This is a genomic window from Actinomadura keratinilytica, assembly GCF_039539665.1.
GTDB lineage: Bacteria > Actinomycetota > Actinomycetes > Streptosporangiales > Streptosporangiaceae > Spirillospora > Spirillospora keratinilytica.
The window spans coordinates 1-12,845 of the sequence record NZ_BAABDO010000078.1 but is presented as its reverse complement, the minus strand read 5'-3'; the positions used below and the strand labels follow the sequence as shown (position 1 = coordinate 12,845).

The following is a 12,845-nucleotide window of genomic DNA, read 5'->3' as shown; positions in this document are numbered from 1 at the left end:
CGTCCGTCAACGTCTGGAAGGGAGTGTGCGCGCCGCGGGGGCGCGGGGACATCCGCCGCGCGACGGGGTTCCGCCCCCGTACAAGTACCTAGGTAGTGGGCGCCGGGGTGCTCACCGGCTCCTGCGCGGCGTCCTACGCGGCCCCGCGGCGGCGGTCGAGGGCGTGGCCGAGCGCCACCGTGGCGAGCGCGGCGGCGCCCAGCCCCGCGCCGATCCACACGGCGCCGGGGTATCCGGCGCCCGCGTCGATCGCCAGGCCGCCCAGCCAGGGGCCCGCGGTGATCCCGACGTTGAACGCCGAGAAATTGGTGGCGGCGGCCAGCGTCGGCGCCCGCCCGGCCAGGGCGAACACCCGGGTGTTCAGCGCCGGGTTGGCGGCGAAGCCGAACGCGCCCAGCAGGAACACCAGCGGAACCGCCGCAGCGGGCGCGTCCAGCGACACCGCCAGCGCCGCCGAGACGACGACGGTCCCCGCGATCCCCGTGTACAGCGTGCCGAAGGCCTTCCGGTCGGACGTGCGGCCGCCGACGGCGATGCCCAGCAGCGAGCCGGCCCCGTACAGCGCCAGCACGGCGGGCACCCGGCCTTCGGGCAGCCCGGTGGTGTCGGTGAGCATCGCCCCCAGGTAGCCGAACGTCACCAAGAGCGCTCCCGTGGACAGCGCGGTCGTGCCGTAGGCGAGCCAGAGCCGCGGGTTGGCCATGGCGCGCAGCTCCTCACCCGGCCGGGGCACGGCGTCCGGGCCGGGACGGCCGCCCGGCAGCGTCGCCAGCACCCCGGCCATGGCCAGCGCCGACAGCACGGCCACCGCCCAGAACGCCGCTCGCCAGCCGAGATGCTGGCCGATCAGCGTGCCGCCGGGCAGCCCGACGATGGTGGCGACGGTCAGCCCGCCCGCGACGACGCTCATCGCCCTGCCGCGCGCGTCCGCCGCCGCCAGCCCCACCGCCGCGACCGAGGCGACCGCCCAGAACCCGGCGTACACGAACGCGCCGAGCACGCGGGTCGCCAGCAGCACGCCGTAGCCGGGGGCGAGCGCCCCCGCCACGTGGGTGAGCGCGAAGACCGCCAGGAAGGCCGCCAGGGTGGCGCGGCGGGGCCAGCGCAGGGTCGCCACCGCCAGCAGCGGCGCGCCGACCAGCATCCCGGCGGCGAACGCCGAGATCAGCAGGCCCGCCCGCGGGACGGACACGCCGAGGTCGGCGGCCATGCCGGGCAGCAGCCCGGCGAGCATCAGCTCCGACGTGCCCTGGGCGAAGATCGCCAAGCCCAGGACGTAGACGGCCGGTGGCATACAGGTCCCTCCAGTTTTGGATCGAACGGTTCAATATGAGGGCGAAAGAAAGGGCGGCGCGTCGGCCGCCCGGCGCCCGCGGCGGTCAGGGCCGCCCGGGCCTCACAGCGCGTCCAGGGCGGTGCGGGCGACCGCCTCCAGGACGTCGCGCCCGGCGCCGCCCCGCGCGGCCACCCGCATCCCGCTGATGGCGGCGATGACGAAGTGGGCCAGGGCGGCGGGGTCCTTGCCGGGGTCGATCTCGCCGTCGCGGCGCCCCCGGTCGAGCGCCGCGCGCAGCGCCTCGAAGCGCCGGTCGTAGTTGCGGCGCAGCCACGCGGCGGTCTCCGGGTCGCGCGGGCCCAGCTCGACCAGCGTGTTGACCACCAGGCAGCCCGCCGGGTCGTCCGGGTCGGGCTCGACGGCCCGCCACATCAGCGTCCGCACCTTCTCCCGGACGGGCAGGTCGGACTCCAGCACCTCCATCATGTCGGCGTCCTTGGCCTCGGCGTAGCGGCGCAGGGCCCTGCCGAACAGGTCGCGCTTGCCGCCGAAGGCGTTGTAGACGCTGCTGCGGGCAAGGCCCGTGGCCGCGCACAGGTCCTCGGTGGAGGTCGCCTCGTACCCGGCGGCCCAGAAGGCGCGCATCGCCGCCTCCACCGCCCGGTCCTCGTCGAACTGTCTCGGACGCGCCATGCCGGCATGCTACCAGGTTTTAAATCGATCGGTACAAAAAGTGGCGGGCGGCCGCCGGGCTCAGCCGAACACCTTGCCCGGATTGAAGATCCCGGCCGGATCGAGGGCGTCCTTGACGGCGCGGTGCAGGGCCAGCACCGCCGGGCCCGCCTCGGCGGCCAGCCCGCGCATCTTCAGCAGCCCCACCCCGTGCTCCCCGGTCACGGTCCCGCCCAGCTCCAGCGCCGCGTCGATGATCCGGTCGAACGCCCGCTGCGCCCGCGCCCGCGCCGCCTCGTCGCCCGCCGGGACGATCATCAACGGGTGCAGGTTGCCGTCCCCGGCGTGCGCGACGTTGGCGATCCGGATCCCCTCCTCGGCGCCGATCCGCTCGATCCGGCCCAGCATCTCCGGCACCAGCATGCGCGGCACGCACACGTCCTCGGTCAGCACCGGCCCCAGCCGCTCCAGCGCCGGATAGGCCAGCCGCCGCGCCGCGAACAGCGCGTCGGCCTCCGCCTGGTCGGTGGACCGCGCGCTCCACGTCGCGCCCGCCTCCTCGAAGCACGCCAGGACCGCGTCGGCCTCCGCGTCCCCGGCCGCGCCCGGCGCGTCGCAGCGCGCCAGCAGCAGCACCTCGCCGCTGTCGGCCAGCCCCATGTGCTTCCAGTCGTCGACCGCGCGCAGGCAGTACCGGTCGACCAGCTCCAGCGCGCTCGGCACCACCCCGCGGGACGCCACGGCGGCGACGGCCCGGCCCGCGTCGGTCAGCGCCCCGAAGAACCCGACGACGGTGCGCTCGGCGGCCCGCGCGCCGCGCAGCCGCACCGTCACCTCGGTGATCACGCCGAGCGTGCCCTCCGACCCCACCAGCAGCCCGGCCAGGTCGTATCCGGCCACGCCCTTGGCGGTGCGGCGGCCCAGCCGCACCGTCTCGCCGCGGCCCACGACCGCCTCCAGGGCCAGCACGTAGTCGCGGGTGACGCCGTACTTCACGCAGCACACCCCGCCCGCGTTGGTGGCGACGTTCCCGCCGATCGTCGACCACGGGGAGCTGGCCGGATCCGGCGGATACCACAGCCCGTGCTCGGCGCACGCCGCGCGCAGGTCGTCGTTCACCACGCCGGGCTGCACCACCGCCAGCCGCTCGTCCGGGTCGATCCGCAGGATCCGGTCCATCGCCTCGAACGAGATCACCACGCTGCCCGCGACGGCGTTGGCGCCGCCCGACAGCCCGGTGCCCGCCCCGCGCGGCACCACCGGCGCGCCGTGCTCGGCGCAGCACGCCACCACGGCCGCCACCTCGGCGGTCTCCCGCGGCCGCACCACCGCGGCGGGCGTCTCGAAGGGCGCCCAGGCGGCCTGGTCGCGGGCGTAGGACGCCAGGATCTCGGGATCGGTGACGATGCGGTCGGCGGGGAGGACGCGTTCCAGCGCGGCAGCGATATCGCCCATACCCGCACACTATTCGGTCTCCCGAGTACGGCCCGGGCGTACCGGCCGACGCGGGTCGTTCCACCCGCAGACAGGCACGAAGCCTCGCTATCATGGGTGATCGGCCGTGCTCTGTGCGGTGACGCGGCCGGAGACGGGGCGCCGCGTCTCGGCCCCCGCCTTATCCCTGTTTCGACCGGCTCGGCGCCGGTCCTTTTCGTGTCCGCCCGCCCTCGGCGGGGCGGGCGGTTTCCGTGAGGAGGGTGACGTCCATGTATCCCAGGGACGGCCGAGGGAACGCGGTCGAGGGGAACCCGTCCTTTCCCCAGGTCGAGCGCGAGATTCTCGACCTCTGGGCCGAGGGCGACACCTTCCGCCGGTCGGTGGAGGCGCGCCCGGCCGGGCAGAGCGGCTCCAACGAGTACGTGTTCTACGACGGGCCGCCGTTCGCCAACGGCCTGCCCCACTACGGCCACCTGCTGACCGGCTACATCAAGGACGTCATCCCCCGCTACCGCACCATGCTCGGCCGCCGCGTGGAGCGCCGCTTCGGCTGGGACTGCCACGGCCTGCCCGCCGAGGTCGAGGCCGAGAAGCAGCTCGGCATCTCCACCAAGACCGAGATCCTCGACATGGGCGTCCAGCGGTTCAACGACGCCTGCCGCGAGTCGGTCCTGCGGTACGTGGGGGAGTGGCAGCGGTACGTGACCCGCCAGGCCCGCTGGGTCGACTTCGACAACGACTACAAGACGCTCGACCTGAACTTCATGGAGAGCGTCATGTGGGCCTTCAAGACCCTCTACGACAAGGGCCTGATCTACGAGGGCTTCCAGGTGCTGGCGTACTGCTGGCGCTGCGAGACGCCGCTGTCCAACGCCGAGACCGGCCTGGACGACTCCTACCGCGAACGCGTCGACCCGTCCGTGACGGTCGGCTTCGAGCTGGAGACCGGCGAGACCCTGCTCATCTGGACCACCACCCCCTGGACGCTGCCCAGCAACCTCGCCGTCGCCGTCGGCCCCGACATCGACTACGCGGTCGTCGCCCACGACGGCAAGGAGTACGTCATCGCCGAGGCCCGCCTCGGCGAGTACGGCAAGCAGCTGGCCGCCGAGGGCGCCGAGCCGAACGTCGTGCGGCGGCTGCGCGGCGCCGACCTCGTCGGCCGCTCCTACCGGCCCCCGTTCGACTTCCTCGCCGGCACCGAGAACGCCTTCCGGGTGCTCGCCGGCGACTTCGTCACCACCGACAGCGGTACCGGCATCGTGCACATGGCGCCCGCGTTCGGCGAGGACGACCAGCGCGCCTGCTCCGCCGCCGGCATCCCCACCGTGGTCACCGTCGACGACGCCGCCCGCTTCACCAGCCGGGTGCCCGACTACGCCGGGCAGCAGGTCTTCGACGCCAACAAGCAGATCGTGCGCGACCTGCGGGCCCGCGGTGTGCTGCTGCGGCACGACTCCTACACCCACTCCTACCCGCACTGCTGGCGCTGCGACACCCCGCTGATCTACAAGGCCATGTCCAGCTGGTTCGTGGCCGTCACCAAGTTCCGCGACCGGATGGTCGAGCTGAACGACGAGATCCACTGGGTGCCCGGGCACGTCAAGAAGGGCGCGTTCGGCAAGTGGCTGGAGGGCGCCCGGGACTGGTCGATCAGCCGCAACCGGTTCTGGGGCTCGCCCATCCCGGTCTGGAAGTCCGACGACCCGAACTACCCGCGCGTCGACGTGTACGGCTCGCTGGACGAGATCGAGCGCGACTTCGGCGTGCGCCCCACCGACCTGCACCGGCCCGGCGTCGACGAGCTCGTGCGGCCCAACCCCGACGACCCCACCGGCAAGTCGATGATGCGCCGCGTCCCGGCGGTGCTGGACTGCTGGTTCGAGTCGGGCTCCATGCCGTTCGCGCAGGTGCACTACCCCTTCGAGAACGGCGAGTGGTTCGACGACCACTACCCGGGCGACTTCATCGTCGAATACCAGGGCCAGACCCGCGCCTGGTTCTACTACCTGCACGTGCTGGCCACCGCCCTGTTCGACCGGCCCGCGTTCCGCACCTGCCTGGCGCACGGCATCCTCCTCGGCGAGGACGGCCGCAAGATGTCCAAGAAGCTGCGCAACTACCCGGACGTCTACGAGATGTTCGACCGGTACGGCGCGGACGCCATGCGCTGGTTCCTGCTCAGCTCGCCGGTGGTGTCGGGCGGGGACATGCCGGTGACCGAGGCGGGCATCCGCGACGCCGTCCGCCAGGTGATCAAGCCGATGTGGAACGCCTGGCACTTCTTCGCCCTGTACGCCAACGCCACCCCCTACGAGGCGAGGTTCCGCACCGACTCCGCGCACGTCCTCGACCGCTACATCCTCGTCAAGACCGGGCGGCTGGTCCGCGAGGTGCGCGCCGACCTGGACGGCTACGCGCTCGGCGCCGCCTGCCAGCGCGTCCGCCAGTTCCTCGACACGCTGACCAACTGGTACGTGCGCCGCTCCCGCGCCCGGTTCTGGGACGGCGACGCCGACGCCTTCGACACCCTCTACACGGTGCTGGAGACCCTGTTCCGGGTGGCGGCGCCGCTGCTGCCGCTCACCACCGAGAAGGCGTGGCGCGGCCTGACCGGCGGCGAGTCGGTGCACCTGACCGACTGGCCGGACGACGGCGCCTTCCCGACCGACGACGCCCTCGCCGACGGCATGGACCGCGCCCGCGAGGTCTGCTCGGCCGCGCTGTCGCTGCGCAAGGCCGCCGACGTGCGGGTCCGGCTGCCGCTGCGCAGCCTCACGGTCGCCGCCGCCGACGCCGACACGCTGCGCCCGTACCTGGACCTGGTCGCCGACGAGGTGAACGTCAAGAACATCGAGCTCAGCGACGACGCCGCCGGGCACGCCGAACGCGTGCTGACCGTGCTGCCCCGCGTGCTCGGCCCCCGCCTGGGCAAGGACACCCAGAAGGTCATCCGCGCCGTCAAGAGCGGCGACTGGCAGGAGCGCGACGGCCGGATCGTCGCCGGGGGCGTCGAGCTGCGGGAGGGCGAGTACGAGACGCGCCTGGTGCCGCGCGACTCCGGCCAGGCCGCGCTGATCAGCGACGGCGTGGTCGTCCTCGACACCGAGGTCACCCCCGAGCTGCGCGTCGAGGGCCTGGCCCGCGACCTGGTGCGCGTCATCCAGACCGCCCGGCGCGAGAGCGGCCTGCACATCTCCGACCGGATCACCGTCGCCGTCGGCGGCTCGCCCGACGTGGCCGCCGCCGTGCAGGAGCACGGCGAGTTCATCGCACGCGAGACCCTCGCCGAGAAGCTCGGCTTCGGCGACCTGCCGGACGGCGCCGTCCACACCGGCGAGGTCGGCGACGGCGACCCGGTCACCGTGGCCGTGCAGCGCGTGTGACGCGTGTTTCGCGCGGGGCGGTCGGCGCCGCCCCGCGCGGCGCCGTGCGCCCGGGCCTGGGCACTCTGGCGGCGCCGCCAAACTGCAACTCCCGCCCGGCCAGCCTTCTGTGACACATTAGTCACTGTGCGTAGCTATATAGTCTGGGGCGTCCGAAATCAGGGGGCTTCAGACAACGATGAGGAGAACCGCATGGTGACCCCGTTCACCACGGAGCGTCACGAGCGGCTGCGGCGGCAGGTCGGCGAGTTCGCGGAGGCCGAGGTGCGGCCCCGCATCCGGGAGATGGAGGAGTCCCGCACCGTCCAGCACCGGCTGGCCCGGCTGATCGCCCGGCAGGGCTGGATCGGTGCGACGATCACCCGCCGGTACGGCGGCATGGGGCAGGGGCACCTCGCCAAGACCATCATCATCGAGGAGCTGTCGCGGGTCAGCGCCGCCATGGGCGCCATGGTGCAGGCCTCCCAGCTGGGCGTGGCCAAGATCGTGCACTTCGGCAGCGAGGAGCAGAAGAAGACCTGGCTGCCCGCGATCGCGGCGGGCGAGTGCCTGCCCACCATCGCGGTGACCGAGCCCGACTCCGGCGGCCATGTGCTCGGCATGACCTCCAGCGCCGTCCGCGACGGCGACGACTACATCCTCAACGGCCGCAAGGTGTACGTCGGCAACAGCCACATCGGCGACCTGCACGGCGTGGTGGTGCGCACCGGCCCGGGCTCTGGCGGGCTGTCGGCGTTCCTGGTGGAGGCCGACCGGCCCGGGCTGACCGTCGTCCCGCACCGCCCGACCATGGGCCTGCACGGCTTCGGCTTCGGCGAGCTGCGCTTCGACGGCTGCCGCGTCCCGGCCGCCAACCGGCTCGGCGCCGAGGGCGACGGCCTGCACGTGGCGTACTCCTCCAGCGTCCTGTACGGGCGGCCCAACCTGACCGCGGTGTCCCTCGGCATCCACCGCGCCGTCGTCGAGGACACCGGCGCGTTCACCGCCCGGCGGCACCGCTACGGCAGGCCGCTGGCCGAACTGCCGTCGGTCAAGCTCAAGCTGGGGCGGATGCAGTCGCGGCTGATGACCGCCCGGATCGCCGCCTACCACGCCGTCCACCTGCTGGACCGGGGCGAGCCGTGCGACGCCGAGCTGATGAACGCCAAGCTCGTCAACGTCGAGCACGCCATCGACAGCGCCCGCGACGCGATGGAGGTGCACGCCGCGTGCGGCCTGTTCACCGACCGGCCCGTCGAGCGGTACCTGCGCGACGCCTTCCACATGTTCGCGCCCGCCGGGACGTCCGAGGTGCAGCTGCTGCGGCTCGGCGAGGTGGCGCTCGGCACCTCCAAGGGGCAGTGGTCGCGCCGGTTCGCCGCCCCGCTGGACGCCGACGCCTTCGCGTGAGCGCGCACAGGGCGCGCGGGAGTGCCCGCAGGCCCGCGTGAGCGCTCGCAGGCCGCGGGTGACCGTCCGCACGGCGCGGGCGGCACCGCGGCCGGGGGCGGCCGGGCCGGATCAGCCGGTGGCCAGGTCCTCGCGGCGGTGGATCAGCTCCACCATCTCCGCCGCCCGCGCCTTGATCAGCTCCAGGCCGGGGCGGCCCCACGGCCGCGGCTCCCGGTCCACCACGCAGATCGTGCCGAGCGCGACCCCGGACCGGTCGATCAGCGGCGCGCCCATGTACGAGCGGATGCCGATCGTGTCGACCACCGGGTTCCCGGCGAACCGCGGATAGTCGCACACGTCGTCCAGCACCAGCGGCAGCCGCCGGACGACCACGTGCGGGCACCAGCCGTGGTCGCGGGCCATCTCCCGGCCCACCTCGATCGGCTCGCCGCCCCCCGACACCGCCTCGACCCCGGGCGCCACGTACAGCCCGGCGAAGAACTGGCGCTGCTCGTCGATGAAGTTGACCATCGCGAACGGGGCGCCGGTGACCTGGGCCAGGTCGCGGGCGAACGCGTCGAACTCGGGGTCGGCCACGTCGCCGAGCCGCAGCTCGCGCAGCCGCAGCACGCGCCGCGGCGCCTCCTCGTCGACGGGGGTCAGCAGTCGCTCGTAGAACATGGCAGGGGGCTCCTCGGACATCGGGGGACCGGACTAGACGGGACGGGACGACAGCGCGCGGGCGAGCAGATGGCGCACCAGCGCCACCAGCACCGATGTGGCCGAACGCGCGGCCCGGGCATCGCACGGCACCACCGGCACGTCCGGGCCGAGGCGCAGCGCCGCCCGCACCTCCGCGGGCTCGTAGCGGAACGCCCCGTCGAACTCGTTGATCGCGACCAGGAACGGGATGCCGCGGCGCTCGAAGAAGTCCACCGCCTCGAACGAGCTGGTCAGCCGGCGGGTGTCCACCAGCACCACCGCGCCCAGCGCGCCGTTGGACAGCTCGTTCCACAGGAACCAGAACCGCTCCTGCCCCGGCGTGCCGAACAGGTACAGCACGTGCCGCGCGTCCACGGTGATGCGGCCGAAGTCGAACGCCACCGTGGTGGTGGACTTGGCGGCCACGCCCGCCAGGCTGTCGGTGCCGACGCTGGCCGCGGTGATCAGCTCCTCGGTGCTCAGCGGGGCGATCTCGCTGACCGCGCCGATGAAGGTGGTCTTGCCCACACCGAACCCGCCGGCGACCAGCACCTTGGCCGCCGAGGGGAACTCGTCGTCACAGGCGTTGCCGCAGGCCATCGAGAAGCGCCTCCAAGACGATGGGGTCGGACGGGTCGGTCGCCGCGCCCGGATGCCGGGTCTGCACGGCGCCGTGGTCGATCAGGTCGGCCACCAGCACCTTCGCCACCGCCACCGGCAGCCGCAGATGCGCGGCGAGCTCGGCCACCGGGACCGGCGCGCGGCGGCACAGCTCCAGAATCCGGGCGTGTTCGGGGCCGTGCCGCGGCGCCGCCTCCCGTCCGGTCGCCTTCACCAGCGACAGCAGGTTCAGCGGGTGGGCGGGACGGGTGCGCCCGCCGCTCACCTGGTACGGGCGCACCAGCCGCCCGGCGTCGCCGTCCAGCCACGGCTCCTGCCCCGAGACGGCCACGGCTCACCGGACCGGGGGACGTACCGCACCGGCGGCGGTCTCCCGCGCCGGGGTGCCCAGGAACGGGCGGACGCTCTTGATCAGCTGGGCCATCTCGTAGCCGAGCACGCCCGCGTCGGCCTCCCGCCCGGCCAGCACCGCCAGCACCGAGCCGAACCCGGCCGAGGAGACGAATAGCAGCGCCTCCTCCAGCTCGGCCACCACCTGCCGCACCAGGTCGCCGCCGCCGAACTCGGCACCGGCGCTGCGGGCCAGCGAGATCAGCCCGGAGGCGATGGCCGCCATCCGCTCGGCGCCGTCCTGGTTCAGCCCGTGCACGGCCTTGGTCAGCCCGTCGGACGACAGCAGCACGGCGCCGCGGGTGTGGCGCACCCGCTGGACCAGGTCGCTCAGCAGCCAGGCCAGATCCGATTCCTGGCTCGGGGGCACAGCGCTCACCATGATGGAAGGACACTCCTTTGCCGCGTGGGACGTCGCTTCGGCGGGACGGCCGGCCGGTCAGCCGGACGTGCCGGGAGGGCCCGCCGAGCCGCCGGGGTCGTGGCCGCCGTCCTCCCGTTCGGCGCGCCTGACACCGCCGCGGAACGCCGCCATCAGACCGGGGGAGTGCAGCGGCCCCTCCTCCTCGCGCCTGGGCGCGGGCGGCTCCCGCAGCTGCGGCGCCAGATGCGTCTGCGCCTCGCGCTCGGGCAGCGGCGGCCGCTCGCCCTGATCGGCGGGCGGGGCGGAAGGGGCGGAGTCGGCGGCGGAGGGCGGGGGCGGAGCGTCCGGCGGCGCCCCGCCCGCACCGCCGGACGCCGTCTCCGCACCCGGACCGCCCCCGTGCGCGACGGGGGCGGCCGGGACCTCGCGCGCCGCCGAGGCGTACCGCGGCTCCACCGGCCGCGCGGCGGGCGCCGGGGCCGGCGAGCCGCCCTGCGCGCCTGCCGCCTGGGCCGGTGCCTGAGCCGGTGACTGGGCAGGTGCCTGGACCGGTGCCGCGGCCTGGGTCTCGCGCGGCGCCAGGGTGACCAGCTCGTTCGGCAGGACGGCCACGGCCTGCGTGCCGCCGAAGACGTTGCTGCGCAGCCGCACCCGCACCCCGTGCCGGCGGGCCAACGAGGCGACCACGAACAGGCCGATGCGGCCGTCCCGCAGCAGCTCGTCCACGCTGACCCGGTCGGGGTCGGCCAGCAGCTCGTTCATCCGGCGCTGCTCGGCGGCCGCCATGCCGAGCCCGCGGTCCTCCACCTCGACCGCCAGCCCGGCGGTGACCCGCTCGGTGCGCAGCAGCACATGGGTGTGCGGCGGGGAGAACCGGGTGGCGTTCTCGATCAGCTCGGCCACCAGGTGGATCACGTCGGCGACCGCGTCGCCGCGCAGCGCCCCCAGCACCGGCGGCACGACCTTGACCCGCGGGTACTGCTCCACCTCGGCGACCGACGAGCGCAGCACCTCGTACATGTCCACCGGACGGGTCCACTGCCGCCGGGACGACGCGCCGCCGAGCACCGCCAGGCTCTCGGACTGGCGGCGCATCCGGGTGGCCAGGTGGTCGACGGTGAACAGGCCCTTGAGCAGCTCGGGGTCCTCCACCCGGGCCTCCAGCTCGTCCAGCAGCCCGATCTCGCGGTGCACCAGCGACTGCATCCGCCGCGCCACGTTGACGAACACCTCCACCTGCCGGTCGGCGCCGGTGCCGGACCGCAGGCTCGCCGCCCGCATGACCGCCTCGCGCGCCGCGTGCCGCTCCCGGTGCAGGTCCAGCGCGAGCAGCGTGAACGGGTCGCCGTCGGCGGCCTCGGCGGGCGGCGGGGCCACCCGGCGCGGCGTGGGGCGTTCGCCGTTCTCCAGCCGGGCCATCAGCGCCCGCAGGTCGGCGCGGCCGTGGGCGCTGAGCGCACGCAGCGCGTCCACCCGCTGCCGGACGCGGCGCGCGGTGTCGCGGGCCCCGTACACGGTGGCGGCGAGCAGCACGACGGTGCCCGTGCCCGCGATGGCCAGCACCACCCGGGTGCCGGCGGCCGACGGGTCGGCCACCACCAGCAGCACCGCGGTCACCCACGCCAGCACCGCCATCGCGGCGGTGGGCAGCACCAGCAGCCACGGCTGCACCGCGGTCGCGGTGCCCGTCGCGGTATCCGCCGGGATACCTCCGGGGTGCTGACGCGGCGGGCCGGGCATGGGCATCCTCCACATGCGGGGGCTGATGGGCGACATACAGTAGCGAATTCGCCGCGGCCGAGAAGGGGGATGGTGCGATTTCGGCCTGGAAAAACCGGCCCGCAAATAATGATCAAGAAAAATGGCGGCGAAATGGTCGGTGAAACTTTCGCGGATAGTGCCGCTTATATCCGGATAATGTGGCGATTGTCGTCAATCCGGGGGGAGTCAGGCGATCGTGACCAGGTAGAACGGCAGTCGGCCGCAGCGGGCCGGGCGCCCGCCGTCCCCGTACCCGTCCCCGTCCCCGTACCCGTCCCCGCCGCCGGTCTCGTCCCCATCCACGTCCCCGGCCCCGGCCTCCCGGACGGCCTCCGCCGCCGGGCCGCGCAGCAGGGCGCCGGTCGCATGGCGGGCCGACGTGGACACGATGATCCGCCCCTGCGCGTTGACCAGCACGGCACCGGACGGCATCAGCGGCAGCACCGAGCCCTCCAGGCGGCGCACGAACAGGTCCGCGCCGGTGACGCCCAGGAACCGCGCCCCGTCCAGCACAGGCACCGACATCGTCAGGATGTACTGGTCGGTGCCGTAGTAGTCGACGTACGGGCCGTGCACGTGGGCGCGGCCGCTGTCGCGCGGCACCGTGAACCAGCCGTGCCGCGTGTAGTCGTAGAACCCGGGGCCGGCCGGGTCGAGGTCGACGACCAGGCGTTCGGGCGCGGCGGAGCCGTCGGCCGTCTGCCACCACTCCAGCCACATCGGCGCGTCCGCCAGCACGTCCGGCGCGGCCACGAACCCGGCCCCGCTGACCAGCTCCGCCGCCCGCACGATCGGCGCCGCCGCGTCCTCGTCCAGCGGCGCCACGGTGCCGCGGGCGGGCCGCTCGGCCGCACGGATCAGCGCC

Annotated in this window: 11 protein-coding genes; 2 read left to right on the top strand and 9 right to left on the bottom strand. The window is 74.2% G+C overall.

The window, feature by feature from the left end:
- Positions 1–133: 133 nt before the first annotated feature.
- The 3 genes from ABD879_RS22165 to ABD879_RS22155 all read right to left on the bottom strand — a co-directional run bounded on the left by ABD879_RS22165 (position 134) and on the right by ABD879_RS22155 (position 3,403).
- On the bottom strand, positions 134–1,294 hold the full coding sequence (locus ABD879_RS22165; RefSeq protein ID WP_345023458.1) for a Cmx/CmrA family chloramphenicol efflux MFS transporter: 1,161 nt from the start codon (positions 1,292–1,294) through the stop codon (positions 134–136).
- A gap of 102 nt (positions 1,295–1,396) precedes the next feature.
- Complete coding sequence (locus ABD879_RS22160; protein WP_345023457.1) at positions 1,397–1,969, bottom strand: TetR/AcrR family transcriptional regulator; 573 nt, start codon at positions 1,967–1,969, stop codon at positions 1,397–1,399.
- Between the two features lie 60 nt (positions 1,970–2,029).
- The gene (locus tag ABD879_RS22155; protein ID WP_345023456.1) at positions 2,030–3,403 is read right to left on the bottom strand and encodes an FAD-binding oxidoreductase; all 1,374 of its coding nucleotides are present in this window, start codon (positions 3,401–3,403) and stop codon (positions 2,030–2,032) included.
- A 251-nt stretch (positions 3,404–3,654) separates the two neighbouring features.
- Here ABD879_RS22155 and ileS point away from each other — a divergent pair, with 251 nt between their 5' ends.
- The gene (gene ileS / locus ABD879_RS22150) at positions 3,655–6,771 is read left to right on the top strand and encodes an isoleucine--tRNA ligase (protein WP_345023455.1); all 3,117 of its coding nucleotides are present in this window, start codon (positions 3,655–3,657) and stop codon (positions 6,769–6,771) included.
- Positions 6,772–6,963: 192 nt separating this feature from the next.
- A complete protein-coding gene (locus tag ABD879_RS22145) occupies positions 6,964–8,160 on the top strand; it encodes an acyl-CoA dehydrogenase family protein (protein WP_345023454.1) in 1,197 nt (398 codons plus the stop codon).
- A 111-nt stretch (positions 8,161–8,271) separates the two neighbouring features.
- Here ABD879_RS22145 and ABD879_RS22140 read toward each other — a convergent pair whose 3' ends face one another.
- The 6 genes from ABD879_RS22140 to ABD879_RS22115 form a co-directional block, all read right to left on the bottom strand.
- Positions 8,272–8,823, bottom strand: a complete 552-nt coding sequence (locus tag ABD879_RS22140; protein WP_345023453.1) for a GAF domain-containing protein — start codon at positions 8,821–8,823, stop codon at positions 8,272–8,274.
- 33 nt (positions 8,824–8,856) lie between these two features.
- Entirely contained in the window at positions 8,857–9,444 is a 588-nt protein-coding gene (locus ABD879_RS22135; protein WP_345023452.1) for a GTP-binding protein, read from the bottom strand.
- Positions 9,422–9,796 carry a DUF742 domain-containing protein gene (locus tag ABD879_RS22130; RefSeq protein WP_345023451.1) on the bottom strand — a complete coding sequence of 125 codons (375 nt, stop codon included), beginning with the start codon at positions 9,794–9,796 and terminating at the stop codon, positions 9,422–9,424. The genes ABD879_RS22135 and ABD879_RS22130 overlap by 23 nt, the downstream gene beginning before the upstream one ends.
- 3 nt (positions 9,797–9,799) lie before the next feature.
- Positions 9,800–10,237, bottom strand: a complete 438-nt coding sequence (locus ABD879_RS22125; protein ID WP_345023450.1) for a roadblock/LC7 domain-containing protein — start codon at positions 10,235–10,237, stop codon at positions 9,800–9,802.
- Positions 10,238–10,294: 57 nt separating this feature from the next.
- Positions 10,295–11,890 carry a sensor histidine kinase gene (locus tag ABD879_RS22120; RefSeq protein WP_345023449.1) on the bottom strand — a complete coding sequence of 532 codons (1,596 nt, stop codon included), beginning with the start codon at positions 11,888–11,890 and terminating at the stop codon, positions 10,295–10,297.
- 276 nt (positions 11,891–12,166) lie between these two features.
- Positions 12,167–12,845: cache domain-containing protein (locus ABD879_RS22115; protein WP_345023448.1), on the bottom strand; the 679-nt coding region annotated here is incomplete at its 5' end.